At 54.3% G+C, this 26,702-nt stretch carries 26 protein-coding genes; 12 read left to right on the forward strand and 14 right to left on the reverse strand.

Annotation, left to right across the window (positions count from 1 at the left end):
- Positions 1-546: 546 nt before the first annotated feature.
- The 6 genes from pckA to C0623_01530 all read right to left on the reverse strand — a co-directional run bounded on the left by pckA (position 547) and on the right by C0623_01530 (position 6,928).
- Positions 547-2,148 (reverse strand): phosphoenolpyruvate carboxykinase (ATP), encoded by a 1,602-nt coding sequence (gene pckA, locus C0623_01505; GenBank protein PLY03393.1) that lies wholly within the window; start codon positions 2,146-2,148, stop codon positions 547-549.
- Positions 2,149-2,476: 328 nt separating this feature from the next.
- Positions 2,477-2,884 (reverse strand): hypothetical protein, encoded by a 408-nt coding sequence (locus C0623_01510; GenBank protein ID PLY03357.1) that lies wholly within the window; start codon positions 2,882-2,884, stop codon positions 2,477-2,479.
- A 61-nt stretch (positions 2,885-2,945) separates the two neighbouring features.
- Positions 2,946-3,425 carry a HyaD/HybD family hydrogenase maturation endopeptidase gene (gene hybD, locus C0623_01515; protein ID PLY03358.1) on the reverse strand — a complete coding sequence of 160 codons (480 nt, stop codon included), beginning with the start codon at positions 3,423-3,425 and terminating at the stop codon, positions 2,946-2,948.
- Complete coding sequence (gene cybH, locus C0623_01520; protein ID PLY03359.1) at positions 3,426-4,082, reverse strand: Ni/Fe-hydrogenase, b-type cytochrome subunit; 657 nt, start codon at positions 4,080-4,082, stop codon at positions 3,426-3,428.
- An 18-nt stretch (positions 4,083-4,100) separates the two neighbouring features.
- A complete protein-coding gene (locus C0623_01525) occupies positions 4,101-5,813 on the reverse strand; it encodes a hydrogenase 2 large subunit (protein ID PLY03360.1) in 1,713 nt (570 codons plus the stop codon).
- Between the two features lie 14 nt (positions 5,814-5,827).
- Positions 5,828-6,928, reverse strand: coding sequence for a [Ni/Fe] hydrogenase small subunit (locus C0623_01530; GenBank protein PLY03361.1), 1,101 nt, complete (start codon positions 6,926-6,928; stop codon positions 5,828-5,830).
- 400 nt (positions 6,929-7,328) lie between these two features.
- Here C0623_01530 and C0623_01535 point away from each other — a divergent pair, with 400 nt between their 5' ends.
- From C0623_01535 to C0623_01560, 6 genes are all read left to right on the forward strand, one after another.
- Positions 7,329-7,754 (forward strand): hypothetical protein, encoded by a 426-nt coding sequence (locus tag C0623_01535; protein ID PLY03362.1) that lies wholly within the window; start codon positions 7,329-7,331, stop codon positions 7,752-7,754.
- Positions 7,755-7,765: 11 nt separating this feature from the next.
- Complete coding sequence (locus C0623_01540; protein PLY03363.1) at positions 7,766-9,220, forward strand: RNA-splicing ligase RtcB; 1,455 nt, start codon at positions 7,766-7,768, stop codon at positions 9,218-9,220.
- Between the two features lie 18 nt (positions 9,221-9,238).
- Positions 9,239-10,129: a hypothetical protein gene (locus C0623_01545; GenBank protein PLY03364.1), complete on the forward strand. Its 891-nt coding sequence runs from the start codon at positions 9,239-9,241 to the stop codon at positions 10,127-10,129.
- A gap of 197 nt (positions 10,130-10,326) precedes the next feature.
- Complete coding sequence (locus C0623_01550) at positions 10,327-12,846, forward strand: helicase (protein PLY03365.1); 2,520 nt, start codon at positions 10,327-10,329, stop codon at positions 12,844-12,846.
- Between the two features lie 94 nt (positions 12,847-12,940).
- A complete protein-coding gene (locus C0623_01555; protein ID PLY03366.1) occupies positions 12,941-13,819 on the forward strand; it encodes a serine protease in 879 nt (292 codons plus the stop codon).
- A gap of 65 nt (positions 13,820-13,884) precedes the next feature.
- Positions 13,885-14,793, forward strand: a complete 909-nt coding sequence (locus tag C0623_01560) for a thymidylate synthase (FAD) (protein ID PLY03367.1) — start codon at positions 13,885-13,887, stop codon at positions 14,791-14,793.
- 34 nt (positions 14,794-14,827) lie between these two features.
- Here the strand turns inward: C0623_01560 and C0623_01565 are convergent, their stop codons facing one another.
- From C0623_01565 to C0623_01575, 3 genes are all read right to left on the reverse strand, one after another.
- Positions 14,828-15,073 carry a hypothetical protein gene (locus C0623_01565; protein ID PLY03368.1) on the reverse strand — a complete coding sequence of 82 codons (246 nt, stop codon included), beginning with the start codon at positions 15,071-15,073 and terminating at the stop codon, positions 14,828-14,830.
- A 140-nt stretch (positions 15,074-15,213) separates the two neighbouring features.
- Positions 15,214-15,669 (reverse strand): hypothetical protein, encoded by a 456-nt coding sequence (locus tag C0623_01570; GenBank protein PLY03369.1) that lies wholly within the window; start codon positions 15,667-15,669, stop codon positions 15,214-15,216.
- Positions 15,670-15,777: 108 nt separating this feature from the next.
- A complete protein-coding gene (locus tag C0623_01575) occupies positions 15,778-16,734 on the reverse strand; it encodes an aldehyde oxidoreductase (protein PLY03370.1) in 957 nt (318 codons plus the stop codon).
- A gap of 168 nt (positions 16,735-16,902) precedes the next feature.
- Between C0623_01575 and C0623_01580 the strand changes: the two genes are divergently transcribed.
- On the forward strand, positions 16,903-17,640 hold the full coding sequence (locus C0623_01580) for a dienelactone hydrolase (protein PLY03371.1): 738 nt from the start codon (positions 16,903-16,905) through the stop codon (positions 17,638-17,640).
- A gap of 55 nt (positions 17,641-17,695) precedes the next feature.
- Here C0623_01580 and C0623_01585 read toward each other — a convergent pair whose 3' ends face one another.
- Together C0623_01585 and C0623_01590 are read right to left on the reverse strand one after the other, a co-directional pair.
- Positions 17,696-18,322: a YigZ family protein gene (locus tag C0623_01585; protein PLY03372.1), complete on the reverse strand. Its 627-nt coding sequence runs from the start codon at positions 18,320-18,322 to the stop codon at positions 17,696-17,698.
- A gap of 119 nt (positions 18,323-18,441) precedes the next feature.
- On the reverse strand, positions 18,442-18,723 hold the full coding sequence (locus C0623_01590; GenBank protein PLY03373.1) for a peptidylprolyl isomerase: 282 nt from the start codon (positions 18,721-18,723) through the stop codon (positions 18,442-18,444).
- Between the two features lie 183 nt (positions 18,724-18,906).
- Between C0623_01590 and C0623_01595 the strand changes: the two genes are divergently transcribed.
- Positions 18,907-19,266, forward strand: coding sequence for a hypothetical protein (locus C0623_01595; GenBank protein PLY03374.1), 360 nt, complete (start codon positions 18,907-18,909; stop codon positions 19,264-19,266).
- Between the two features lie 397 nt (positions 19,267-19,663).
- Here the strand turns inward: C0623_01595 and C0623_01600 are convergent, their stop codons facing one another.
- Genes C0623_01600 through C0623_01610 form a run of 3 tightly spaced genes read right to left on the reverse strand, consistent with a single transcriptional unit; the run spans position 19,664 to position 20,872 of the window.
- Complete coding sequence (locus C0623_01600) at positions 19,664-20,140, reverse strand: DUF1456 domain-containing protein (protein PLY03375.1); 477 nt, start codon at positions 20,138-20,140, stop codon at positions 19,664-19,666.
- Positions 20,137-20,373 carry a hypothetical protein gene (locus C0623_01605; protein PLY03376.1) on the reverse strand — a complete coding sequence of 79 codons (237 nt, stop codon included), beginning with the start codon at positions 20,371-20,373 and terminating at the stop codon, positions 20,137-20,139. The genes C0623_01600 and C0623_01605 overlap by 4 nt, the downstream gene beginning before the upstream one ends.
- A 19-nt stretch (positions 20,374-20,392) precedes the next feature.
- Positions 20,393-20,872: a hypothetical protein gene (locus C0623_01610; GenBank protein ID PLY03377.1), complete on the reverse strand. Its 480-nt coding sequence runs from the start codon at positions 20,870-20,872 to the stop codon at positions 20,393-20,395.
- 235 nt (positions 20,873-21,107) lie between these two features.
- Here C0623_01610 and mobB point away from each other — a divergent pair, with 235 nt between their 5' ends.
- The 4 genes from mobB to C0623_01630 all read left to right on the forward strand — a co-directional run bounded on the left by mobB (position 21,108) and on the right by C0623_01630 (position 26,657).
- On the forward strand, positions 21,108-22,178 hold the full coding sequence (gene mobB, locus C0623_01615; GenBank protein PLY03378.1) for a molybdopterin-guanine dinucleotide biosynthesis protein B: 1,071 nt from the start codon (positions 21,108-21,110) through the stop codon (positions 22,176-22,178).
- A gap of 157 nt (positions 22,179-22,335) precedes the next feature.
- A complete protein-coding gene (gene hflK / locus C0623_01620) occupies positions 22,336-23,307 on the forward strand; it encodes an FtsH protease activity modulator HflK (GenBank protein PLY03394.1) in 972 nt (323 codons plus the stop codon).
- The gene (gene hflC / locus C0623_01625; protein ID PLY03379.1) at positions 23,304-24,236 is read left to right on the forward strand and encodes a protease modulator HflC; all 933 of its coding nucleotides are present in this window, start codon (positions 23,304-23,306) and stop codon (positions 24,234-24,236) included. Before hflK ends, hflC begins: the two co-directional genes overlap by 4 nt.
- Before the next feature lie 312 nt (positions 24,237-24,548).
- Complete coding sequence (locus C0623_01630; protein PLY03380.1) at positions 24,549-26,657, forward strand: tail-specific protease; 2,109 nt, start codon at positions 24,549-24,551, stop codon at positions 26,655-26,657.
- Positions 26,658-26,702 lie beyond the last annotated feature (45 nt).

Raw genomic sequence — 26,702 nt, forward strand, 5'->3', positions numbered from 1 at the left:
CGGGGATAAGTCAAAATCATCAATGGATTCCCCCTTCGGCTACTTCGGCGAGCTCAGTACAAGATAACTCAGGACAGGCGATCGGAGTCGGGAATAACATTTTTGGTCCCTGAATGAAAATTTAGATTCTTAACGCAATGAAAACCAAAACGGAGCCAGGCCTGCCAAAGGAGTAACGCTCGTAACCGTTTAGTTTTGCCTCTGAATTCTCTGCGTCTCTGCGGACGAAGTCCTGCGTTAATAAATGCTTTTGATCCTGAAGGATTCAAATCGGTGCAGTGAGGGAACCTGATCATCAGGCGGGTGAGCTGGGGTGTCGTTCTTTTGCTTCCTTTTCTTGGACAAGCCCTTCGGCTGGCTCAGGACAGGTAGAAAAGGAAGGAGCAAGCCGGACGATACCGGCGAACCGGAATTATGCTTTCATGGTGCGATTGAAAAAGTATGGCGGTATTTGGGTGCGCACCATTTATTCCCGATAAAACGCGATGAACCATAAAAAAGGGCCTGAAACAGGTTCAGGCCCCTTGATTCAAATGTTGATGCCATTCAGACTTGCGGACCGGCCTGGGTGAAATCAAAATCATTATTGGCGGCGGTGTATTTTTTGAAATTATCGATAAACATGCCGGCCAGCTTATTGGCTGTTGCATCAAAGGCTTCCTTGTCGGACCAGGCATTCCGCGGATTAAGGATAGTGCTGTCGACACCAGGAAGCTCTTTTGGCAAGCTGAGTTTGAACCAGCGAGTCTGTTCGAACTCGGCATTTTTGATACTGCCGTCAAGAATAGCATTGATGCAGGCCCGGGTCGCCTTGATGCTCATCCGCTTACCAACACCGTAACCGCCACAGGCCCAACCGGTATTAACGAGATAGGCACTAACATCGTACTTCTCCATCTTCTCACCGAGCAGTTTGGCATATGCGGTCGGATGCAGCGGCAGAAACGCCTCGCCGAAACAGGAGGAGAATGTCGCCTGTGGCTCGGTGACACCGCGTTCGGTACCGGCAACCTTGGCCGTGTATCCGGAAAGGAAATAGTACATCGCCTGTTCCTTGGTCAGCCTGGAGACCGGCGGCAGAACACCGAAGGCATCGCAGGTCAGAAAGATAATATTCTTCGGGTGGCCCGCTTTGAGGGCCGGCTCGTGATTATCGATGTGTTCGATCGGGTAAGAAACCCGGGTGTTTTCGGTTTTCGAAGCATCAGCAAAATTGATTTCACCGGTATCTTCGTTGTAGACGACGTTCTCAAGCAACGCATCCTGCTTGATTGCATTGAAAATTTCCGGCTCGTTCTCGGCCGAAAGATCGATGCACTTGGCATAACATCCACCCTCGAAGTTGAAGATGCCATCTTCATCCCAACCGTGCTCGTCATCACCGATCAGCTTGCGGGCGGCATCGGTCGAGAGGGTGGTTTTCCCGGTGCCGGAAAGGCCGAAGAAAAGAGCAACGTCGCCATCTTTGCCGACGTTGGCCGAGCAGTGCATCGACAGGATCCCCTCGATCGGCAACCAGTAGTTCATCATGGTGAAGATGCCTTTTTTCATCTCACCGCCATACCAGGTGCCGCCGATAATTGCGACGTTCTTCTCAATATTAAAGATAACGAAAACCTCGGAGTTCAGTCCGTGCTTTTCCCAGTTTTTGTTGGTCATACCGGCAGCATTGTAAACCGTGAAGTTTGGTGAGAAGTTCTCGACCTCTTCGTCGCTCGGCCGGATAAACATGTTCTTGACGAAATGCGACTGCCAGGCATACTCGGTCACGAAACGGGCCTGTCGACGGGTCTTCTCGTTGGCACCACAATAGCCGTCGAGAACATACAGGTCTTTACCGGAGAGATAGTCGATGACTTCATCATACAATTCATCAAAAATTTCCGGGGCGACCGGCTTGTTGATGTTGCCCCAGGCAATATTATTCTGCGACGGCGGCTGCTTGACGAAATACTTGTCCTTGGGTGACCGGCCGGTAAACTTACCGGTATCGACCATCATTGTTCCATTCTCCGAGAGTCGGCCTTCCTTGTTGGCCGTCTCGTGCTCGAACAGTTCATCATAGCCCAGATTATGGTAAACCTTGCCGACGCTTTTCAGCCCGAGTGTTTCGGCATTCAATACTTTTGCTGCTTTCGCTTCTTGCATTTCTCTGCCCTTTGAAAAAGTTTTGAGTAGAAAAAAAACATTGCCGGAGGAATACCTCCGGCAAAACAATTTAAAACTCCAGAATAAACGACGGCACCTTAACAGACATTTCAGACCGCCTGCCCACTGCCGAAGTTGGATTATAGGTTAGTTTTTGAAGCAGAATCAAGAGGGAATACGCCTCTCTTTTTGATTTTTTTCACTTCGCCCGGCGAGAACTTTAACAAATTTAGTCAAAATAAAAAAGTAAAAGTTAGCTTAAAAAGCCTTTTTTGACCGTACTTGCCAAAAGTTTCACCAGGACAAATCAGGCCTCCGGCCGGTCAGCTCACTTGCCGCCAGCCCGCTGTATCAAGTAATACACCATCAACCAGGTTTCTTTTTCGCTGAAATGCGGGCCCCAGGCCGGCATAACCGACCCTTGGGAAAGAAAAGGTTCAACTGTTTTTCCTTCGGCGATCCGCCAGTACAGGTAAGCAGGATCAGCTTCCTTATACTGCCGCTCATAGAAATCGGGTGCCGGCGGATCAAAAAAGTCAGCGCGTGGCCCGCGACCTTCGTTTTCATGGCCATGGCAATAAGCACACTTGTCGAGAAACGTCCGTTGCGCCCAGGCGAGGCCGGCCCGATCCTGTTTGACGCTTTCGGGCATTGTTCTTTGCGGATATGAAAGCTTCTGCTCGCTGCACGCGACAAGTGCCAGCAGCACTGAAAAAACAATCACATGAATACGCATAAAAACCCTCGAAAAAACAAATAAGGGCCATCTCGCGATGACCCTTATTCAATCATTTCATTCAGGCCGCTTTTTCCAGCGACGCCCCCCACCTTGCCAGTTCATCAACAACCGATTGGACCAGCTCATCGAGAGCAGCGGCCACCGGCGGGCTCATCTCCATGGTCATCTCGATCGAGGCGGGCTGCACCCCCCAGAAAACCAGCTCGCGTGGTGAATACCCCTGGAGATCGGCGACCGCCAAAAGGTCCTGAAGGCCCATCTGGTGCACCGAGAGTTTACTCGCAAACGCCCGCGGCACCTCATCCCCCTCGAGGCGGAAAATCGATCCGGGATCAGCTTTCATCTCTAGCGCATCGATGATCAGCAGCTGGTCTGCTTCTTCGATGAACGGCAACAGATCGAGTCCGAGAGTGCCGCCGTCAACAATCTTGACCTTTTCCGGAAAGCGATAATCCTGCTGCAGTCGGGCAACGGCCCGGACACCAACGGAATCATCGCTCATCAGAGCGTTGCCGAGCCCGAGAACCAGAATACCCATTCAGTCGAGCTCCTTCGGATCAATGAACTTGTAGCCACCAAAGATGCTGGCCAATGTTCCGTTCTTTTCTTTCACCTCCATGAGCCAGGCGCTGTAGACATGATGGATGGCAAAACCGATCAGTAGCCACATGACAACATGGTGGGTCAGGCGCATGCCCTGATTACCAAAAATTGGCAACAGCCAACCGAACGCCGTATCCCATCCGCCGCCCGGAGCGTACTGCCCATACAGGGCAAAACCGGTGATCATCTGGACGAAATAAAGTCCAAAAACGGCGACGTAAGCCATGGCGGCCAGAGCATTGTGGCCAACAACACCCGGCGGCTTCGCCTTCACAAAGGTATAGAAGAGAAAGGTTCCGGCAATATACTTTCTTCCTTTACTCGAAACCCAGGGGAAAAAGACCCGCCAGCTGGCAAATTCGTTGCCCAGAAAAGCCCAGATAATCCGCGCGAGAACAGACAGGGCAAAGACGTAAGCAAAGATAAAGTGAAGAAAACGCATCCAGCCCATGACGTATTGAGAAGTCGAAGGGACAGAAACAAAAGGATCACCAATATAAAAGCCAGTCACCGACAACACCACAATCGAGATGGCATTGAACCAGTGGGTCAGGCGAACCGGCCATTCCCATACATAACGAAGTTCATGCATCGTCTCAGCCTCCTTTGGTTAGAGGGCCTTGACCCGGATAATTTCCGAACCGTTGCCGTCCATCAAATGTACCGCGCAGGCCAGACAGGGATCGAATGAGTGAATGGTCCGCAGAATCTCGACCGGCTTCTCCGGATCTGCGATCGGCGTTCCGATCAGGGCCGACTCGTACGGGCCCTTGTTGCCCATGGCATCACGCGGACCGGCATTCCAGGTCGACGGAACAACCGCCTGATAATTGGCTATTTTCTGATTTTCAATCCGGATCCAGTGACCAAGGGCACCGCGCGGCGCTTCGTGAGTACCATAGCCCTGAGCCTCTTTCGGCCAGGTAGCCGGATCCCACTTCTCCTTGTTGTGAACTTCATAATCACCGGTTGCGATGTTATTGGCCAGATCGGTCAGCCACTTCTCGTTACGTTGCGCCAAGACCAGGCAATCAACGGCCCGGGCGGCTGTCCGGCCGAGGGTCGAAAAGAGGGCCGATGCAGGAGCACCAAGCTTCTGTAAAACGAAGTCAACGGCGCCCTTGACTTCCGGAACTCCGGCCGAATAGGCAACGAGTACGCGGGCCAGCGGACCGACCTCCATCGGCTGATCCTTGTAGCGCGGCGACTTGACCCAGGAGTACTTTTGATCGGTATCGAGCCATTCGTAAGGTGGCTTCGGTCCGGTATAGTTGTCCTTGGTTTCGCCGTCATAAGGATGCAGGCCCTTGTCGTAGCCACCTGAATAATTGTACCAGGAGTTGGTGACGTACTCGGTGACCTTCTTCTCGTCAAACGGCATCAGGTTGGCCAGATCCTTGCCCATAATGACACCGCGCGGATAAAAGTAGCTGTCAACATCATTTCCCCCCGCCTCCGGGAAATCGCCATAGGAAAGGAAGTTACCGACACCACCGCCGATACCGGCCCAGTCGAGATAGAACGGGGCGACTGCGAGGACATCGGGAATATAGACCTGCTCGACAAAATCGCGCGCTTTTTTCAGCATTTTGGCGATAAAAGCAATCTTGTCGGCATTGATTCCATTCTGGCTGTTCGGATCGACCGGTGTCGACATGCCGCCGACCAGGAAGGTCTGCGGATGCGGGTTCTTCGAACCGAGGATGGCGTGAATCTTGATGACTTCCTTCTGCCATTCAAGGGCCTCGAGATAGTGGGCGACTGCCATCAGGTTCGCTTCCGGCGGCAGTTTGTAGGCCTTGTGCCCCCAATAGGCGTTCTGGAACGGACCGAGGCCGCTCTTGGCCGTAGCGAAGCGGGCGATCCGCTCCTTGACCGCGGCAAAATGCTTGACGCTCGAGTTCGGCCAATCGGAAACCGACTGGGCGAGCTGGGCGGTCTTTTTCGGATCAGCCTGCAGGGCACTGGTAATATCAACCCAGTCGAGAGCATGCAGGTGATAGAAATGGATAACGTGATCCTGCACGTTCTGGATACCCATGATCAGGTTGCGCAGCAGCCGCGCATTGGTTGGAATCTCAATCTTCAGGGCATCTTCAACGGCCCGGATACTCGCCATCGAATGTACGGTGGTACAGACACCGCAAAAACGCTGGGTAAAATGATGGGCATCGCGCGGATCGCGCCCTTTCAGAATCGTCTCGATGCCGCGGAATGCGGTCGAAGAGCTCCAGGCATCAACGATCTTGCCCCCTTCGACAGTCGCCTCGATGCGCAGGTGACCCTCGATACGGGTAATCGGATCAACAGCAATTCTAGCCATATCTCAATCCTCCTTTATTCCTTGTCATCTTTGTCAGAGCCTTTGCGGAAAGCGCTGACAACCCCGTGGCCAGCAAATGCTGCAGCTGTCGCAGCGGCAAGGCCGATACCGATATCATAGGCGTTGGATTCAATTCCGAAACCGGGAACATTCGGTAGACGGCGATAAAACGGGCTCATGGTATCCCAGAACTCCGGCTCGGAGCAGCCGATACAACCATGCCCCGCCATAATCGGCCAGCTCAGACCCTCGTTGTAGCGAACAGTCGGACAGTTGTGGAATGTTTCCGGTCCTTTGCACCCGAGCTTGTAGAGGCACCAGCCCTGGCGATGTCCGGCATCGCCGAAACCTTCGGCGTACTGACCGGCATCGAAATGACTGCGCCGTTCGCAGTTGTCATGAATCCGTTTGCCATAGGCAAACTTAGGTCGGCCGAGTCGATCGACCGCCGGCAGATTCTTGAACGTCAGGTAGTGAACGATGGTTGCGGTCAGGTTCTGGGCATTGACCGGACAGCCGGGAAGATTGATAATCGGTGCCCCCGGCACGAGATCCATCACCGAAACGGCCCCGCTCGGATTCGGCGCAGCCGCCGGAATTCCGCCAAAGGAGGAGCAGGAACCGACACAGATGGTTGCGGCGGCATTCTTGACCAGCTCTTTGCAACTTTCAACCGCACTGACGCCACCAACGGTACAGTAACCACCACCCGCACCCTCCGGAATCGATCCCTCGACAATCAGGATATACTTGCCGGCGTGTTTTTTCATGGCGTTATGCTTGGCATCTTCAGCAAGATGGCCGGCCGCGGCCATGACGACCTCGGAATACTCCAGGGAAATCGTCTCGAGAATAATCTCTGCCGCAGTCGGTGCATTGGCCCGCAGGAAGGCTTCCGAGTCACCGGAGCAGCTCTGGTATTCAACCCAGATCACCGGTGGCCGTTGCCCTTCGAGTGCCTCCGCAACCTTCGGGATAAAGCTCATCGGCAAAGCGAGAGCAGCGGTTGTTGCCGTACAGAACTTGATAAAATCACGCCGGCTGACACCTCGCGACTCCCATTTCTGCAGGATCTCTTCTGGAATCGAGACCGGTGCGGATGTGTGGTCTTTCATCGGCTCATCTCCTTTCACATCAATAGAATGGCAAACACTGTTCCAAATGTTTCAAATAAAAAATTTTAATAAATTATAGAGAGTGGAGGGAGTTGACCGCCTTGACATGCACAACGCTGAAACCTCCCGGAACCCTTAATAATCAAAACTTTACTACACAAATAAAATACTGTTCTACGCCTAGCCAAATTAAAGAACGAACAGCAAACTGTCAAGCACCTTTTTATTAGAGGTGACCTCCCTTATTATCAGATAAGGGACTTCATAATAGATTGTATTTATTCGGCTTTTCATATAAAAAACATTAACACTTCCTAATTATAGCACTTGCCCACAATCCTTCAAGCCAACCGAAGATTATTTATGATGCTATACTTGCAGACAAGGAGAGGGTGCCCCTATGGATTCATTCGAACTGCTCGAACATACTGCCGATATCGGTATTGAAGCGACGGCTGGAGAGCGTGAGGGGTTAGCCGAGCAGTGCGGATACGGTCTCACCTATTTATTGTTTGGTGATCAAAAGGATTCCGGGAATAGCGGCAAGCTGACCCGGGCGGTGCGGGCAAGCGGCAATGGCGCGGAAGAGACGCTGGTCAACTGGCTTAACGAACTGCTATTCGCTTTGACTGAACGCGATTTAAGATGCCGGGAAATAAGAGTCAGTCATTTCAGCGAAACCGAGATTATGGCCGAACTACAGGGTGAGCGCTCCGACTCGGTCAACCATCCGATGCTTCGCGAGATCAAGGCGGTAACCCATCACCAGACACGGATCGACCACGCTGGCGACTGCTGGCATGCACGGGTCTATCTCGACCTGTAAAGAAGATCTCAATGAAAGATAAAGAGCCTGTACCGATTGAACAGATCGATTGTTGCCGATGGCGCATTCCGCAAAGCGGAAGAATGCGGACCGAAGGCCTTGTTTTCGCTGACCGAAAGTCGATTGAATTTCTGCAGCGGGAACAGTCCCTGGAGCAGGTGCGCAATGTCGCCACCCTGCCCGGCATCGTCGGGGCGGCGATGGCGATGCCGGATATCCACCAGGGATACGGGTTTCCGATCGGCGGCGTCGCCGCCTTTGACGAAAAAGACGGCATCGTGTCGCCCGGCGGCGTCGGCTACGATATCAACTGCGGCGTCCGACTGCTCCGAACCAATCTTGAAAAAGGCGAATTAAAGAAAAATATCGCCGAGCTCGCTAACGCACTGTTCCGGAACGTTCCGTCCGGAATAGGTTCGCATCGCACGGATCTGCAACTATCGCCTGCAGAAACAAGAAAAGTCCTGCGCGACGGCGCCGGCTGGGCCGTCAGTAAAGGCTTCGGTACCCTTAATGACCTCGATCACATCGAGGATAATGGTTGTATTGACGGTGCCGACCCCGACCTGATCTCCGAGCGAGCCAGACAGCGCGGCCGCAACCAGCTCGGCACCCTCGGCAGCGGCAACCACTTTCTCGAGATCGATTACGTCGAAGCGATCCTCGATCCGGATGCCGCCGCCGGCCTCGGCCTCTTTCCGGAGCAAGTCGTGGTCAGCATTCACACCGGCAGTCGCGGGCTCGGCTATCAGGTTTGCGACGACAATCTGCGCACCATGCTGGCCGCCGCCCGCAAGTACGGCATCGAGCTGCCGGACCGGCAACTCTGCTGCGCGCCGCTCGACAGCCCGGAAGGAAAAAACTATCTCGCGGCAATGGCCGCTGCCGCCAATTTCGCCTTTGCCAATCGCCAGATTATTACCGCCCGGGTGCGCGAATCATTCGAGCAGATTCTGCATAAGGGGCCGGCTGATCTGCGCATGTCGCTGATATACGATGTTTGCCACAATATCGCCAAATGGGAGAACCATGAAATCAACGGCAAAAGCCGCCGGCTCTGCGTCCATCGCAAGGGCGCGACCCGGGCCTTTCCGCCGCACCACCCGGAAACACCGGATGCGTTCAAGGCACTCGGTCAGCCGGTTCTGATCCCGGGCGACATGGGCCGCTACTCCTATGTCCTGCTCGGCACCGAAGCTGCTTTTACCGAGACCTTCGGCTCGACCTGCCATGGTGCCGGGCGGCTTCTCTCCCGCACGGCCGCCAGGAAAAAAGCAAGGGACCAGGACATTTTTGGCTATCTTGAAAAACAGGGGATTATTCTGCGGGCCGCCGGCCGGAGTACGGTGGCCGAGGAGATTCCGGATGCCTATAAGGACGTCCGCGAGGTGGTCTCGGTTGTCGAACGGGCCGGAATTGGTAAAATAGTGGCACGGTTAAGACCCATGGCAGTCATCAAGGGATAAACTCACAAGGAGCAAACCATGCAGGTATTCATCACCGGTAGCACCGGTTTCGTCGGCAACGCCGTTATTCGTCAGTTGCTCACCAAGGGTCATCTTGTCCATTGCCTGGTCCGGCAAGGTTCGGAAGAAAAATTGCCGCACAAAAACGATGTGACCATCCACTTCGGCGACGTTACCGATCCCGACAGCCTGAAAAAGGGGATGGTCGGGTGTGACGCGGTGATTCATCTGGTCGGCATCATTCGCGAATTTCCCGGCAAGGAGATCACCTTCGAGAAACTGCACGTCGAGGCAACAAAAAATGCACTGCAGGCGGCCAGCGCTGCGGGCATCAAACGCTACCTGCAAATGAGCGCCAACGGCACCCGGGCCAACGCCAAAACCGGATACCATAAAAGCAAATGGCAGGCCGAAGAGGCGGTGCGGGCATCGCAGCTCGACTGGACCATCTTCCGCCCCTCACTGATCTACGGCAAGGGCGGCGAGTTCGTCGAGATTATGCTCGACCTGGTCCGCAAGCTGCCAATTGTTCCGGTCATCGGCGACGGTCAATACCGCATGCAGCCGGTCTCTGTCAAACAGGTGGCCGAGAGCTTCGAAAAGGCTCTCCGCCGGCCGGAAACGGTAGGCGAAACCTATCATCTCGGCGGCAAAAAAGATTACAGCTACGATCAACTGCTCGATATCTTCGGCCAGGCCGTCGGCAAGAAAAACGTCGCCAAACTGCACCACCCACTCGCCCTGATGAAACCGGCGATCAAGATACTGCAAAACATCCCGCAATTCCCGATCGCCTCTGACCAGCTCGCCATGCTGCTTGAAGGCAACGTCTGCGACCCGACCAACTGGGCCGAAACTTTTGACATCGAACCGGAGGATTTTGCGGTCGGGCTGAAAGATTGTGTTTAAAACTGCCGAGTGACAAAGGGCACGGTCTCATTTCAGAAAAACAGGATTGATTTCCGCCCCTGATAGCGAAACCCTGAACGAGGGTCCGCTATACCCGTTCCTCCTGTCCCTGGGGTTAATAGCCGAACTTGCTCTCTTCTCTTTTCTATTGAAATGCTTTCCCGTATAATGATCCGACTTCCCGGAGAGCTATTCTTTTGTTAAACGATTATTCTGACACTGCCATCCTGCAAATTCGCGACGCGATTGAACAAGCCAGCGGCAATGAGGTTTTTTTTCTCGGCACAACCGACATGGAGAAACAGGTGTTGTCGGTCGAAGTCCTGGCCCGCGGTTCAGACAATGCGGTACCGGCGATCCTTCAGGCCTGTTCGCACGGCGATGTCGTTATCCACAATCACCCCTCGGGGCGACTTGAACCATCCGGCGCCGATATCGAAGTTGCTTCGCGTCTCGGTGGACTCGGAGTCGGCTTTCATATTGTGGATAACTCTGTGGAAAATGTGTACAAAGTCGTTGAAATCTTCCCGCCGCAGGAACAAAAATCGCTCGACCCAAAAGAAATCGAGAAGATTCTCGGTCCGCACGGTAGCGTCGCTGCATCGCTCAAAGGCTACGAGGAACGGGCCGAGCAATTGCAGATGGCCCTCGAGATAGGTGCGGCATTCAATCACGACCGGGTCGCAATCATCGAGGCCGGCACCGGCACCGGCAAGTCTCTCGCCTACCTCGTGCCGGCGATTCTGTTCAGTCGCAGCAACGAACAGCGAGTTATCATCTCAACCAAGACGATCAACCTTCAGGAACAGCTTATCCGTAAGGATATTCCATACTTGCAGCGTAATTGCGGGATCGATTTCAGAGCCGTTCTGGTCAAGGGTCGCAGTAATTATCTCTGTAAAAGACGCCTGAAAAATGCATTGGCCGAACCGGGTCTGTTCGATACCATGCAGTCGTCCGAACTCGGCAACATTGAATCCTGGGCTACCGCCACCGCCGATGGCTCGCGCGAAGAGCTGCCGCAGCCGCCAGCCGATGAGGTCTGGGAAGAAGTCCGTTGCGAGGTTGACCAGTGCGCCCGGGCCCGCTGTGAGTTCTACGCTGACTGTTTTTTCTACAGAGCCCGCCGGCAGGCCGCTTCAGCCGACATTCTGGTGGTCAATCACGCCCTGTTGCTCTCCGACCTGGCGTTGCGCCGGGTGACCGACAACTATTCGGCAGCGGCCGTTCTTCCACCCTGTGACCGGCTGATTCTCGATGAAGCACACCACCTCGAGGATGTCGCCACCAGCTATTTTTCAGCCCGGGTCACCCGTTTCGCTTTCGCCCGCATCCTCAACCGGCTTCGCCATCCGCGCAAAAGCGACAAGGGTCTGCTGCCCCGGCTCTTCACCCAACTCGGGACCAAACTACCCGACAGCTGTGATGATCTTTACCGGGCGCTACACACCCGAATTGAAGAGATTCTGGCGGCACGCGCCGAACTCTACGACCGCGCCATCTCTACCCTTGAAAATATCGGCAGTGGCCTCGCCGCCAGCCTTGATATTGACATTCCGGAGAACGAGGAGTTACGACACCGAATCGTTCCAACTTTCCGCGCTTCGGCAACCTGGCAGGATATGGCCGGTGAAGTCGAGGAGCTGGCCGGAAAAACCGGCGCGATCGCTAAAGGGATCCGGGCACTACTGAAGCAATGCGAACAGATCCCGGAAAAATACTATGATGCATTCGTATCCAACCTGACCGACCTTGCCGGGCTCGGCCGCAGGCTCGAGGGGCTGGCGACCGACCTCGGTCTGTTCAGCGCCGAGGATGAGAACTACTGCTCGTGGATCGAGGTGCGCGAAGGCCGCATCGGGCGGGGGCGCGGCATTGTTACCCGTCTCTGCTCATCACCGCTGAGCGTTGACATGCTGCTGCGTGAGACAATTTTCGAACGCAACAAGAGTGTCATCCTGACCAGCGCCACCCTGGCCGTCAACAACCGCTTCACCTATCTCAAGCAACGCACCGGCCTCAACGACATCGAAACACAACGGCTGCTTGAACTCGAGCTCGCTTCACCGTTCGACTTCCGCAAACAGGCTCTTCTGGTAGTCCCTTCCGACAACCCGGCACCGGGACAGAACGGCTATCCGGAGATGCTGCGTGAGCAGATTGAGCAGGCGATCCTCGCCGCCGGTGGCCGTACCTTTGTTCTCTTTACCGCCTATTCCATGTTGCGGCGTATTCATGCCGAACTGGCGCCGATTCTTGAACCGCAAGGATTCCGCTGCCTGCGCCAGGGAGAGATGAACCGGCACAAACTGCTGAAGGCGTTCAGTTCCGATCCGTCAAGTATCCTCTTTGCGACCGATTCGTTCTGGGAAGGAGTCGATGTCCCGGGCCGATCACTCGAGCAGGTCATTATCGCCCGCCTGCCGTTCCGGGTGCCATCGGAACCGGTGCTCGAGGCCCGGGCCGAGGCGATTGAACGAGCCGGCGGCGATCCGTTCATGGAATATACGGTGCCGCAGGCGGTGATCCGTTTCAAGCAGGGTTTCGGCCGGCTGATCCGCAACAGGACCGATCGGGGTGTTGTGTTGATTCTCGACAACCGGGTCATCAAGCGGGGTTATGGCAGGATGTTTCTTAATTCACTGCCCGATGTTCCACTCATCGCTGCCCCGACCGAGCAGACCCGAGAGACGATCAAGACTTTTTTTGCCGGGTGAAGGTCATTTCTGTACCGGGCAAAAGCTCCCGGATGTGATATTTTGGAAAACAGCGCTTGCATCAAGATCATACACATGAAGAGGATTGAATAGAATGGCAACAGAACAGAACAATTCGGTTTCGCTGGTTCTCGGCAGCGGCGGCGCCCGTGGGCTCGCCCATATCGGTGTGATCCGCTACCTGGAAGAGGAGGGGTACCGGATCGAGTCGATCACCGGCTGTTCGATCGGCGCCCTGATCGGCGGTATTCATGCCGCCGGCAAACTCGATGAATACGAAGAATGGATCAGGGGGATCGATAAACTCGATATTTTTTCACTACTCGATTTTACTTTCGGGCGGACCGGGTTGGTCAAAGGCGACAAGTTGATGAAGAAGCTCAGCGAGATGGTCGGTGAAGCGAAGATAGAAGACCTTGACATCAACTTCACCGCGGTCGCCGCTGACATCTCACGCGAACGGGAAGTCTGGTTCAGCAAGGGACCGCTGTTCGATGCCATCCGGGCGTCGATCTCTTTGCCGCTGTTTTTCACACCCTATGAACACAAAGGGGTCAAACTGCTCGACGGAGGCATCTTCAATCCGGTGCCGATTGCGCCGACCTACCACGACATGACCGACATGACCATCGCCGTCAACCTGATCGGCCCGCTGGAAAAAAATGGCGACCTTTTTCCGGAGGACAGCGATGGCAACGGCGCTGAAGGTTTCCGGGAAAAAGTCAGGGCCTTTCTGACAAAACTCCTTCCCGACACTCCGGAAGAGGGCGAAGACTGGGATTATTTTTACATTGCCAGCCAGTCATTCGATGCCATGCAGGGGGTGCTCGCCCGGCAGAAACTGGCGGCACACCCACCCGACGTACTGATCGAGATTCCCCGTAATGCCTGCGGCATTCTCGATTTCGACCAGGCCGAAGAGATGATTGATCTCGGCTACAAAAGAGCCAGAAAAAGCTTAGCCGAAGATTAAAATCAATCTGACGCTGAAAGAGTATAGTCCATACATCCATACATCTTTTTAAAAGGATAGATCCAATGAGTGATTCGACGATCAAACGCGCTGGCGTCCCGGCGCTCGATGAAATTCTCGGCAAGAGCTTTCCGGTCCTCGACCATGGTCACGTCCGGGTCATCGATTACATGGGAGATGATGCGGCCATCGTTCAGGCAGCCAGAGTCTCCTACGGCGCCGGCACCAAGAAGGTCCATGAGGACCGTGGGCTCATCCGCTACCTGTTGCGCAACGCTCATACGACTCCTTTCGAGATGTGCAAGCTCAAACTCCATATCCGGGTGCCGATGGATTGCTGGCGCCAGTGGATCAGCCACCGAACCGCTTCGGTCAATGAATACAGTACCCGCTATTCCGAGGCGATTGCCGACCAGCAGACCACATTGCCGGGCGAATGGCGCCTGCAGACGATGCTGAACAAACAGGGAAGCGAGGGGTTTATCGATGAGGCGACCGGGGCCGAACTGACGGCGAGCGAAAAGGAGTTCCACCAGGCCGCACACAACCTTTATGACAGCCGGATCGAACAAGGCGTGGCGCGGGAACAGGCGCGCAAGGATCTGCCGCTTTCAACCTATACCGAGGCCTATTGGTCGATCGATCTGCACAACCTGCTGCACTTCCTCAACCTGAGGATGGACAGTCATGCTCAGTATGAAATCAGGCAGTATGCGACCCTGATCGGAGAAGAGATTGTCGCCCGCTGGGTGCCGGCGACCTGGGAAGCGTTCCGGGACTACCGGCTGAATAGCATGCGCCTTTCCGGACCGGAAATCGAGCTGATGCGGCTGCTGATTGGCGGAGACCAGGCCGCGGCAGACAGCTGGGTGAACGATAACGGCTGGATTAATGCTGAAACCGGCAAAAAGTCGCGGGAAGCGAATGAGCTGACAGCCAAGCTGGAACGGCTCGGCCTGCAACTCCCGGGGTAAAAAAGATTCTGTTCCCTTTTGCGGGAGATGCCGGTCAATGCCCGCAACATCCCCCTTTTTTACTGCCACAGCAGCCACCGGTTTCCGGTTGCATCATCTCCTCGACACCCTGGTCAAAGGCCTGTTCAAGCTGATTGAGAGTGGCATCAAAATACCCGGCCGGGATCGGCTTGTCACAGTGTGGACAAGACCGATAATCACGCCGGAACCAGCGCATTGCCTGATAGATTGAATCACCGCAATGCGGACATTCAAGGGAAATCCTGGACTCTTCAAGCACAATAATGCTCCTCACCTGCAAGATGATTCCAACATAACAGAACCTGTGTCCCGGAGGCAACTCCTCCGGATATCAATTCCTCGAACGAAAACTATCGGCAGCCGCACCCGGAGTCGGCTCTCTTTTTTCCGGCCCGGCCACTATTTGAGAAAATAGCCGGCAACCAGCCACTCGCCACCCTGCTCCTGCAGCAAGGTCACCGTCTCCCGCGCCAATTCCTTGAACCGGAATGTCGTTGCAAAGGTGACCACCACGTACTCACCAGCCGGCATGTCATCACCCGGGTCGGCATAAACGATATCCTCGCGGGTCCGCTCAACAACTGCGCCGAACGGCTCACGCATTGCCGAAAGCTTTTTATTCCAGGTCTCACGCGACAACATCTCCCTGAGAACATCTGAAGTCGCCTCCCAACTTGCGCTATAGGCCTGGCTGTCAACCAGCTTGAGAAAGTGGTCTGCTGCAGCACTCGATTGTTGTGCAACTTCGAGACCCGGAGTCTTGTTCAAATAGGGGATGATTACAAGCGCCAACGTTGCGCCTATCAGGAACAGGTGAATCCTTGAATTTGTCCAGAGCGGTTGCCGTTTTTGCATGTTTGTCTCCTGCCAATAATTACGATAACAGCAGGTCGAGTCAATTTTAATAAAAGATCAGGCAGTACCAAAGATTACTGAATTAAGCAGGCCCGTAGCCGGCAAAAATCAGTCATCATCCCAGAGCCAGTCCTGGGTGTAGGGCGACCCGGCAAAGGTGAAAAAGCTGCCATCGACATAGCGGAAACCGGTTTCCAGGGTCGCCAGGGCGGCCATATCCTCTGTGGTCAGACACAAATCAGCCGCCCTGAGATTCTCGGCCAAGTGATCGGGGCTGGTCGACTTCGGAATAACCGCCGTACCACGCGCTGCGGCAAAAGCAAGCAGGACCTGGGCCGGGCTGCAATCGTGAGCCGCGGCAATTTCCTTGACCGATTGATTCGCCAGCAGGCTCGGTTCGTCCGATTTTTTCATGGCCCCCGGCCGGTCACCGGAACCGAGTGGCGAATAAGCGGTCAGGTGAATCGATTTCTTGCGGCAGAATTCGAGCAGCTCATCCTGCGGCAGAAATGGATGGAGCTCAACCTGGTTCATCTCGGGCCGGATCGTTGCAGACTGGCAGAGGGTTTCCAGGTGCCCTGGTTTGAAGTTCGAAACGCCGATATGGCGGGTCAAACCGGAACCGACAGCAGCCTCCATCGCCTGCCAGGTCTCGAGCAGGGGCGCCTCGGCAATGGTCATGAATTCTTCTGGTTTTCCGGCAAAAACGACCCCGGGCCGGAAGGCGATCGGCCAGTGCATCAGATAGAGGTCAAGATAATCGAGTTGCAGATCGGCCAGCGTCTTCTGCAGCGCCCCTGCAACCTGATCTTTTTTGTGGGCGTTGTTCCAGAGCTTCGAGGTGATCCAGAGATCTTCCCGACGAACCTCGCCGCCAGAGATGAGTTCCTTTAAAGCTTTGCCGATCTCCGTTTCGTTGCCGTAGATAGCAGCGCAGTCGATATGGCGATAACCGATCCGTACCGCTTCGCGGACGGCAGCACCAACCTCCCCCGGCTCCGATTTCCAGGTGCCGAGTCCGAGGATCGGCATCTGGTCGTTATTGGCAAAAGAGAGTGATTTCATGACTCCTCCGTATGGTTTGTAAATATTCAGATGAACAGGGAACAGTGTATCAGGGTTTTTACGGATGAAAAGTTACAGATTATGCCTGACGGATGAAAATAACAAATAGAGTGATAAACTTCTTTCAAGTAAAAAATGATCACTTTTGCGCTACAGGAGAATCATAAAATGAAAAAACTCGTCCTCACGCTATTGATTTTGATATTCGCCTCACCCGGCTTCGGGGCAGGCAAAACAGTTACCTATACTGTCGACGGCGCTGACTATGAAGGCTACTACACCAGCCCCGACAAAAAAGCTCCGCTGGTACTTCTGCTTCACGACTGGGATGGCCTGACCGATTACGAAGTCAAACGTTCGGAAATGCTCGCTGCCATGGGATATACGGTTTTCGCTGCCGATCTTTTTGGCAAGGGCGTTCGGCCGACCGAAGTCAAGGACAAGCGCCAGCATACCGGCGAGCTCTACAAGGATCGGGAGAAAATGCGGCGCCTGCTGAATGGCGCCCTCTCTGAAGCAAAACGTCTCGGCGGCAACACCGGGAATGCTGTCGCCATGGGCTACTGCTTCGGCGGCGCAGCAGTTCTCGAATTTGCCCGGTCCGGCGCCGATGTGAAGGGCTTCGTCACCTTCCACGGCGGCCTGCAGACCCCCGAGGGCCAGGACTATGCAAAAACCCGCGGCAGCGTTCTGATTTTGCATGGTACCGCCGATGCCAACATCACCATGGATCAGTTTGCCGCGCTCGCTGCGGAACTTGAGCAAGCCGGCGTCAGCCATGAAATGATCACCTACAGCGGCGCCCCGCACGCCTTTACCGTGTTCGGAAGCAATCGCTACCGTAAGGATGCCGATGAGAAATCATGGCGCCGGTTTACTGACTACCTGCAACAAACGCTTGATTGACCGGCCGCGTTCACAACGAGTTTAGCGGAAAAATCTCTCGGACGGCAGCACCGCTTCAGTCAGCAGCCTTTTTCAGTTCCCCCCGACCGGCGGTGAGGTCTCTGAACATCGCTGCGAACCCCGTCTGCTGCTCCTGCGGCAGGCGGAGTTCGAGAGTGACCCGTTCGGCATAGCTGCTTGCCAGCTCTTCGCCTTCGAAATCGCTCAGCCGCTGCTGTAATGGTGCCAACAGGGAGTAGTCGAAACAAAGTTCCAGATGTGCCCAGGCGATCCGCTCGGTGCGCGGCAGCTTCGTAAGAGCCGCTTGCACCGCCGCGGTGTAAGCCTTGACCATGCCGCCCTTGCCGAGCTTGATGCCGCCGAAGTAACGGCTGACAACCACGGCCGTATCACCGAGGCCGGCATGTTGGAGGGTGGTCAGCATCGGCTTGCCGGCGACGCCATGCGGTTCGCCGTCGTCGCTCAGGCCGATACGGTCTGTACTGCCGGGCGGACCGACAAGATAAGCCCAGCAGTTATGGTTGGCGTCGGCAAATTCGGCCTTGATCCCGGCAATAAAAGACTGCGCCTCCTCCGCCGTTGCAACTGCCTGCACGGTGGCGATGAAGCGGCTGCGTTCGACCTCAATCTCACACCGAAAGCGCTGTGCCGGGATCGGGTAGCGCCGGGATCCGTTAGCCATGAGGTCTCCACAGATTGCACTCGACAGGCAACACGAGCCCGGGGTTGGCTTGCCAATGACAGCGGAATGCTTTCACCGAAAAAAGGTGCAGGTCTTCCGCTTGCCAGTATCGCGCTGTTTTAATCGGTCCGTTCCGTGACTTCAATCAGATGGTAACCAAACTGTGTCTTCACCGGACCGAGCACCTTGCCGACTTCGCCCGAAAAAACGACGTCATCAAACTCCTTGACCATCTGGCCGGGCGTAAACGACCCGAGGTCACCCCCCTGCTGGCCGGAAGGGCAACCGGAGTGTTGTTTGGCAACGGCAGCGAAATCTTCACCACCTTCAATTTTACTTTTCAGCTCGTTACAGGCTTCTTCCGACGGCACCAGGATATGCCGGGCACTTGCTCTCGCCATTACAAATCTCCTTCTACTTGATTCAGTGGAAAAAATAATCTTTTTGTTTCGGGGAGTTTATAGGATCGCTCATCGTTATTCAAGAGGGCGCCTTGCTCATTGTCTCCCTTTTGCTCATCGACAGTGTTATCATGCGCAACAGGCGCACTCAAGACAACTCACATCATTCGTATAGGAAACAGTATGAAGAAAAACTTCAAAATGTCCCACCCCAAGCACAAGCAACCGCGCTGGGTTGATCTGATTAAATATGAAGTGAAAAAGTACATCAAGCGCGAGCGGAACAAGGCGCTGCCGGAAGGGGTCGATTTCTGGGATTTCGATTGCAAGTACGGGCCGGACGAAGCGAACAGTGAAGAGATTCATGTCTCGACCATCAACAAACATATCTCGCAGGCCGAAGCCGATGGCCTCGACTCTTTTTATCTGGAGATTCTCGCCAAACCGGGCATCCGCACCAAAAATCCGGCCGGTCTCAGTGAAAATCAAACCGACGTCGACAGCCAGGCCGGTGGCGAGGAGGGGGGCGAATCGCCCGAATGATCGCCAGTCGAAAAAAACAGGAAAGCAGTTCCTGAATCCGACCGAGGATCTATGTTTCGATTATGACTCACCCCCGTTGCTCTTGAGGTCGCACCAGTCAGCGCAATCAGTGAACCGTAGCCCAACCGCGCCAGCCACGGAGATGAACTGTGTTTGCCTTAAGGCAAACTCCCTGTCAGAACAGTTGAACAAAAATAATTTAAACGGCGCAAAAAAGCCCCCTGCAAGGGAGCCGTTTTCTGCATACTCTTTTATGGCTCAATAAAAGAGTATGGCGGAGTGCGCGGCCGCGCGGTTTTATCAAGGGGACACTCCCCTGAACTTCGGATAGTGTCCCCGTCCGACGAATCGAGGTCGCCGTTATCGAACGGAAAGTGCCTAACTTTTAAAGTAGCGGCTAGATTGATTCTGGGGAATCGCCCCGATATTTCAGCTGCGCCCCCTTGAGGAAATTCCTTAAAATCTGATCTTTACATTCCCGGTAGTGCTTATGCCCCGGCTTGCGAAACAGGGCGCTCAGTTCGTGCGGGCTGATCTTCATGCCGGCCAGGTTGAGATATTCGAGAACATCGTCGTTCTTCAGATTAAAGGCGATCTTCAGCTTTTTAAAAATAATGTTGTTGTTCAGCCGTTTCTCCGGCGCCGGTTGCGGTCCTTCTTTTTTGCCGCGGCGATCGATTATCAGGCCATTGAGAAAAACCGCCAGCTGCCGGTCGTTACATTCCTGGCCAGCCGGATCGTCCTCTTTTTTCAACCAGGCACTGATCTGCTCGCGGGTTTCTTCCTGCCCACCGAGGCGGAACAAAACGATCATTTTTGAATCATTACAGTCAAAAATGTAGCGGAGACGGCGTAAAACATCATTATTGGTCATGGTTTATTTGGCTCTCTTTTCATCGCCAGGTAGAGGTTTTCAACCCTGGTCCGGGCCCAGGGTGTCTTGCGCAGGAATTTGAGACTCGACTTGACCGAAGGATTGTTTTTAAAACAGTTAATGTCGATTCGGTTGCCCAGGCCGGGCCAACCATACGCTTCGACCAGACTGCTGACGATCTGCTCAAGGGTGATCCCGTGCAGCAGATCATGACTCTTCTGCTCGTGCGTCATCGACGACAACCGGTCACCATTAACCACAACACTTCTTGAACTTCTTGCCGCTTCCACAGGAGCAGGGGTCGTTCCGTCCGATCTTGGTTACGGTCAGCGGCTGGCCCTTGACCATGCTCCCTTCCGTGAAATACCACTTTTTCTTTTTACGCTCGAACCGGCCCCGCTCATGATAACTGCGAATCCCGTCCTTGTCGCGATAGCGGGCAATGAATTCGACCTCACCGGTTTCATCCTTGGGGCCGCCATCGACAGTATCGATAATTTCCAGGCCATGCCAATCCGACTCCTCGGCCCATTTCCTGGCAGCCTTCTTGTCGTAATCCTTGCGATGCTCCGGGTGCAATGAGTCGCTGACAAAATCTATCTCAACCTTGACGTGCGCTGTATAGCGCGCCCGCATCAACTGTTCAGCTGTTTCGGCCGCTTTCTTCCCTTTAATAATCGGTTCGCAGCAGGCGCTGTACTCGGCACCACTGCCGCAGGGACATTCATTCATAACATTTCCTCCTTCAGCTGAATTAAATCGGCGAAATTCTAGGCATGAGAAGGGTGCGATGTCAAGCGAGTGCTTCCGACCTGTCGACTATAATCGGCATTTTTCGAAACGATCAACGTCCGTTCCTCTGATTGCGCAGAAAAAAGCCCGGGCAGAGACAAAAAGGACTATCAACAAAGCGCACCTGTCCTGTGATAAAATACCTTGAATTCCTGAAAGGTCTCTTTAAAAGGTCATGCAATCAATCTCATTTACCGGAGTAATCCTGGCCGGCGGCGACAGCAGCCGGATGGGACGCGACAAGGCACAAATCACTCATCGCGGAAAACCGCTCTGGCGCAGCAGTTATGATGCGTTGGCAAGTACTTGTAACGATCTGCTCATTGCCGGCCGCCGGCCCGACCTCGCAGCGGCAAAAGTGCCATGTTTCACTGACAGACTCGCCGGCTCGGCCCTGGCCGGCATTGAAACAGGCCTCGTCCACTGCAAAAGCGAGTGGATTACTGTATTACCCTGCGATCTGCCCTACCCATCGGTCTCTCTTTTGAATCGATTGCAGGCCGCATGCAGTACGGATGTTGATGCCGTCGTGCCGCGCACCCGTACCGGACGCGAACCACTGGTCGCCTGTTATCGCAAAAGCGCCCTAAAACCGATAACCTGCCGGCTCGAATCCGGGAACCCCAAGATTCTGGATCTTCTGGATGAGCTGAACGTCTGCTATCTCGGAGAGGAGGACCTGCCGGAAGGTTGGCGGCGGGCCTTTACAAACATCAATACACCGGCTGATCTCGAACAGCTCCTGGCTCCGCCGCCAGCAATATCTTTTTTTGCAAATAGCGGCACCGGCAAGACGACCCTGATTGAAAACCTGATCCGTGAACTGATGAAGAATGGCTGGACCGTCGGTGCCCTGAAGCACGATGCACACAACTTCGAGATAGACCACGAAGGCAAGGATTCCTGGCGCCTGGCCCGGGCCGGCGCCGCGGTGACCGCGATCAGTTCATCGACAAAAACAGCGGTTATCAGTCAGCATCAATCGGAACAATCGCTCGACGAAATCTTGTTGTCATTTGCCGGCAAGGTCGACATCGTTCTGACCGAAGGCTTCAGGCAGAGCCGCCTGCATAAAATAGAAATCCATCGCACCGAGTTGAACCGGCCACTGATCAGCCAGTTACAGAACGTACCGGGCCTGGTTGCTGTCGCCAGCGACAGCCCTGTCGATACCGAAGTACCGGTATTCGATCTCAACGAAATCACTGAACTGAGCACTTTCATCGAGAAAAATTTTTTAAAATAAGCAGACAGTCGTCATATCTGTTATAACTTGTAATTCGCACGAAACACGCAACACCAGACAGGCACAGGAGGTCTTTATGCAAGACTGGGGAAATTGTAATCCCGGTGATGAACTTGAAAAGAAAATCATCGATTTTACCAACAAAGTAAAAGAGAAAATGCAATCGGGAGGGGGCGGCGGCAATTTCAAAGCGAGCCGCGCCATCCTGATATTTTTCGTTGTCATCATTGTCGGCATCGCCGCGATGACCAGCTTCTACAAGGTTGAAACGGAAGAGACCGGGGTGGTGCTCCGTCTCGGCAAGTTTTCCGGCCTGACCGATCCCGGGCTGCATTTCAAACTGCCCTTTGGCATTGAACGGGTGATCAACGTCCCGACGGCCCGCGTCGAGAAACAGGAATTCGGGTACCGCACCGTTAATCCCGGGGTCCGCACAACTTACACCAAGAAAGGGCTCGAAGAGGAGTCCCTGACCCTGACCGGCGATCTCAACGTCAGTGATGTCGAATGGATCGTCCAGTACAAGATCGCCGAACCGTTCAAGTTCGTCTTCAACATCCGGCGACCGATCGAAACAATTCGTGACATCGCCGAAGCGATGGTACGCAAGGCGGTCGGCAATTCGAACGTCACCAAGGTTCTGACTACTGAGCGGGCTGAACTCGCCAGCGAAATAGAGGCCGACCTGCAGAAGATTCTCAACGACTACGATATCGGTGTCCGTATCGTCACCGTCAAGTTCCAGGATGTGACACCGCCCGACCCGGTCAAGGCAGCCTTCAACGAGGTCAACGAAGCCGAACAGCAGAAGGAAAGCCTGATTTTCCAGGCGCGTGAACAATACAACCGCGAGGTACCGAAAGCCCGCGGTGAGGCAAAGAAAATGATTCAGGAAGCCAAGGGTTACGCCACCGAACGGATCAACAAGGCCAAGGGTGAAGCGAACCGTTTTGAATCAATCCTCGCCGAATATCGCAAGGCTCCCGAGGTCACGCGCCGCCGGATGTACGTTGAAACGCTTGAGCAGATTCTGCCGCGCCTCGAAGAAGTCTACATTATGGATAAGCAGACGGGAGGGAATATTCTGCCGTTCCTGCCGCTGCGTAGCGAGAAGGGGGTTGCCAAATGAAAAAAACAGTACCTATTTTAGTTGTCCTGGCTGCCGCCCTGGTCATTTTGTACAGCAGTTTCTACCTGGTTTATGAAGGACAGCAGGCGATTGTCACCCAGTTCGGGGCACCGGTCGGCGAGATTAAAAACCCGGGACCACATTTCAAGACACCGTTTATCCAGGATGTCATCCGCTTTGAAAGCCGGATTCTGAAATGGGATGTTGATCCGACCGAAATACCGACCAAGGACAAGAAATTCATCTGGGTCGACACCACGGCCCGCTGGAAAATTGTTGATCCGCTATTGTTCTACCAGACCGTTGCCACCGAACGCGGCGCCCAGAGCCGCCTCGACGATATCATCGACTCGGTGGTGCGCGACGCCGTCTCCGGCCGCTTGCTCGTCGAGCTGGTCCGGGGCAGCGACTACGTTCCTGAAGCCGGCGCCAGCGAACGTTTTGAGGTCGACGGAGTCGAAATACCGCGTGAAGAGATGATTGGCCGTGAAGAGATTCTCGCCGGTATGCTCGATAAAGCCCAGGCGAGCACACCCGAATACGGCATCGAGCTGCTCGATGTGCAGATCAAGCGGATCAACTACGTCGAGCAGGTCCGGCGCAGTGTCTACGAGCGGATGATTAACGAACGGAAGAAAGTCGCAACCCAGTACCGCTCCGAAGGCGAAGGTGAAAAGGCCGATATCCTCGGCCAGATGGAACGGGAGCTCAAGGAGATCAGCTCCGAGGCCGAGCGCCAGTCGCTGGAACTCCGCGGCCAGGGTGACGCCGAGGCGACCGCCATCTACGCCCGGGCCTACAACCGCGACAAGGAGTTTTACGCCTTTTTGCGAACCCTTGAATCGTACAAGAAAGGAATTCAGGGGAACGGGCGCCTGGTAATTTCGACCGACTCCGAGTTTTTCAAGTACCTCAAGAAAGCAAAATAAAATTGCCGATAAATTACCTTTCCCGAAAGGGCAAAATCGCTGCCTTTAACCAGGTACGATTTCAATAAAAAAAGAGGGCCGGGGCGTTTCCCGGCACTCTTTTTTATCAACGATTCCGTGATCTATAAACTATTGTCGCCCGATATCACTCGTTTTTTTAGTCGCCGATGGTCTTTCTATCGGAACCGAGGTTATGCTGATGGGCCATCCAAACTGTTGCCGGGCCGAGATAAAATCATTAATTCTCTTGTTGTGGCACCACCTTTCAAGTGATAATGGCTGTTTGAATATATTCAAACGAACGGAATAACAATGCTGAATCAATCTAAAATATTCTGCACCATTTTACTAATCATCCTCATGGTCGTTTTCTCCGGGCCGATCTCCGCATCAACAGCGACCCAGGAGTACAACCCGAGTCGGGCCAAACTCCTCGGATACATGCTCAAGGAGAGTCTGCCTCGGCACCATTACAGTCATAAAAAAATTGATGACAAACTCTCGGAGGACGCGTTTGAGCTTTATCTCAAGAGCCTCGACAGCCAGAAACGTTTTTTGCTCAAGCCGGACACGGTTATTCTCAACCCTTTCCGCCGACAGATTGACAATGAACTCAAGTCGGGAAATATCCGTTTCCCCCTGGTAACGACCCAGATCATAAAAGACCGCCTCGAAGCGACCGAAAAAATAATAGAGGATCTGCTCAGCCGCGATTTCGATTTCACTTTGAAGGAGAGTTTCGAAACCGATCCGGATAAACTCGATTTCGCCTCGACCGAACAAGAACTGAAGAACCGTTGGCGTAAACTTATCAAGTACCAGGTACTGAACCGTTACCTCGAACTTGAAGAAGAGGAGAAAGCCAACAAGGATAACAAGGAGCATAGCGTCAAGCCCCGTACGCCGTCGGAACGGCAGCAGGAGGCCCGCGATAAAACCCTGAAAAGCTTCCGCAACCTCTTCTCCCGGCTGAAGAAGAACACCGAGCAGGATTATTTCAATACCTACCTCAATGCGGTGACCAGGGCGTTTGATCCGCATACCGTCTACCTGCCGCCAAAGGCGAAGGAAGACTTTGATATCAGCATGCGCGGATCACTCGAAGGCATCGGTGCAACCCTGCGCGAAGAAGATGGATACATCAAGGTCGTCCGGATTATCCCGGGCAGTGCTGCCTCCCGTCAGGGCGAACTCGAAGCCGAGGATCAGATCATCAAGGTGGCCCAGGGGACCGACGAACCGGTTGATATTGTTGACATGCGCCTGCGCGATGCGGTCAGCCTGATCCGTGGCAAAAAGGGTTCGGAGGTACGACTGACCGTTAAAAAGCCGGATGCCCGGATCGTCGTGATCCCGATCATCCGCGACGTTGTTCAAATCGAGGAAACCTTTGTCAAGGGAACGATCTTCGAAGAGAACAAGCAGAAAATCGGTTATATCAAGATCCCGAGTTTCTATCGTGATTTTGCCGGATCCCGGAAAGGGAAGGGACGAAATGCGACGGATGATGTACGGGCCGAACTTGAAAAGTTAAAGAAAGAAAAAATCGACGGTCTGATTATTGATTTGCGCAACGACGGCGGCGGCGCCTTGACCGATGCCGTCAAGATTGCCGGTTTCTTCATTGAGGAGGGTCCGGTCGTTCAGGTCCGCGACAGCAGCGGCTCTTCGCGCACGCACGCCGACGAAAGCGGCACTGTTCTGTACGATGGCCCGCTGGCGGTTATGGTCAACCAGTTCAGTGCATCCTCTTCGGAAATCCTGGCTGCCGTGCTTCAGGATTACGGCCGGGCGGTTATTGTCGGCGGCAATCATACGCACGGCAAAGGTACCGTCCAGGCCATTATCGAACTTGATCGCCGTCTCCCTTTCCGTAATATGGCCCAGTACAAACCCCTCGGGGCGCTCAAAATAACCATTCAGAAATTCTACCGGGTCAGCGGCGAATCAACCCAGTATCGCGGCATTGTGCCGGATATCATCCTGCCGGATCGGCTCGGACACCTGAAATCGGGAGAGCAGTACAGTGACCATTCCCTCCCCTGGGACACTGTCGAGGCAATCGACTACGAGAAATGGGACGCCTTCAGTCTGCCGATAGCAAAACTGCAGCAACTCAGCAAAAAACGGGTTGCTTCGAACGAGGATTTTCAACGCATCATAGAGGAAGCCGGGCGGGCTCGCGAGCGGAGTGAAAAAACGGTACGGCCGCTGAATATTGACGCGCTGCGTCAGGAGAGAGCCGAGACCAAACAGCTCGCCGACGAAGAAGAGCTCTCCGCGCCGCATGGTAAAAAAGGTGACAATCCGGAGGATTGGATCGAACAGGCGAAGAAGGATCCGTATATCAGTGAAACCCGGCATATTTTGTCCGACATCAATAACCTGCCGAGCAGCTCGTTGGCAAAAAGCAGCGAGTGACCGGCAGGTTATGGCAAACATCCCGAAGTTGCAAAATGATGCTTG

The organism is Desulfuromonas sp. (assembly GCA_002869615.1).
Lineage (GTDB): Bacteria > Desulfobacterota > Desulfuromonadia > Desulfuromonadales > UBA2294 > BM707.

Bases quoted from the DNA above. Each gene is read 5' to 3' on its own strand.
- pckA (PLY03393.1), bottom strand. From the start codon at position 2,148: ATGCAAGAAGCGAAAGCAGCAAAAGTATTGAATGCCGAAACACTCGGG.
- C0623_01555 (PLY03366.1), top strand. From the start codon at position 12,941: ATGGCAACAGAACAGAACAATTCGGTTTCGCTGGTTCTCGGCAGCGGC.
- C0623_01595 (PLY03374.1), top strand. From the start codon at position 18,907: ATGAAGAAAAACTTCAAAATGTCCCACCCCAAGCACAAGCAACCGCGC.
- hflK (PLY03394.1), top strand. From the start codon at position 22,336: ATGCAATCGGGAGGGGGCGGCGGCAATTTCAAAGCGAGCCGCGCCATC.
- C0623_01525 (PLY03360.1), bottom strand. From the start codon at position 5,813: ATGGCTAGAATTGCTGTTGATCCGATTACCCGTATCGAGGGTCACCTG.
- C0623_01605 (PLY03376.1), bottom strand. From the start codon at position 20,373: ATGACGCACGAGCAGAAGAGTCATGATCTGCTGCACGGGATCACCCTT.
- hflC (PLY03379.1), top strand. From the start codon at position 23,304: ATGAAAAAAACAGTACCTATTTTAGTTGTCCTGGCTGCCGCCCTGGTC.
- C0623_01535 (PLY03362.1), top strand. From the start codon at position 7,329: ATGGATTCATTCGAACTGCTCGAACATACTGCCGATATCGGTATTGAA.
- C0623_01585 (PLY03372.1), bottom strand. From the start codon at position 18,322: ATGGCTAACGGATCCCGGCGCTACCCGATCCCGGCACAGCGCTTTCGG.
- C0623_01610 (PLY03377.1), bottom strand. From the start codon at position 20,872: ATGAATGAATGTCCCTGCGGCAGTGGTGCCGAGTACAGCGCCTGCTGC.
- C0623_01575 (PLY03370.1), bottom strand. From the start codon at position 16,734: ATGAAATCACTCTCTTTTGCCAATAACGACCAGATGCCGATCCTCGGA.
- C0623_01630 (PLY03380.1), top strand. From the start codon at position 24,549: ATGCTGAATCAATCTAAAATATTCTGCACCATTTTACTAATCATCCTC.
- C0623_01570 (PLY03369.1), bottom strand. From the start codon at position 15,669: ATGCAAAAACGGCAACCGCTCTGGACAAATTCAAGGATTCACCTGTTC.
- mobB (PLY03378.1), top strand. From the start codon at position 21,108: ATGCAATCAATCTCATTTACCGGAGTAATCCTGGCCGGCGGCGACAGC.
- C0623_01580 (PLY03371.1), top strand. From the start codon at position 16,903: ATGAAAAAACTCGTCCTCACGCTATTGATTTTGATATTCGCCTCACCC.
- C0623_01545 (PLY03364.1), top strand. From the start codon at position 9,239: ATGCAGGTATTCATCACCGGTAGCACCGGTTTCGTCGGCAACGCCGTT.
- C0623_01590 (PLY03373.1), bottom strand. From the start codon at position 18,723: ATGGCGAGAGCAAGTGCCCGGCATATCCTGGTGCCGTCGGAAGAAGCC.
- C0623_01560 (PLY03367.1), top strand. From the start codon at position 13,885: ATGAGTGATTCGACGATCAAACGCGCTGGCGTCCCGGCGCTCGATGAA.
- cybH (PLY03359.1), bottom strand. From the start codon at position 4,082: ATGCATGAACTTCGTTATGTATGGGAATGGCCGGTTCGCCTGACCCAC.
- C0623_01530 (PLY03361.1), bottom strand. From the start codon at position 6,928: ATGAAAGACCACACATCCGCACCGGTCTCGATTCCAGAAGAGATCCTG.
- C0623_01600 (PLY03375.1), bottom strand. From the start codon at position 20,140: ATGACCAATAATGATGTTTTACGCCGTCTCCGCTACATTTTTGACTGT.
- C0623_01510 (PLY03357.1), bottom strand. From the start codon at position 2,884: ATGCGTATTCATGTGATTGTTTTTTCAGTGCTGCTGGCACTTGTCGCG.
- C0623_01540 (PLY03363.1), top strand. From the start codon at position 7,766: ATGAAAGATAAAGAGCCTGTACCGATTGAACAGATCGATTGTTGCCGA.
- hybD (PLY03358.1), bottom strand. From the start codon at position 3,425: ATGGGTATTCTGGTTCTCGGGCTCGGCAACGCTCTGATGAGCGATGAT.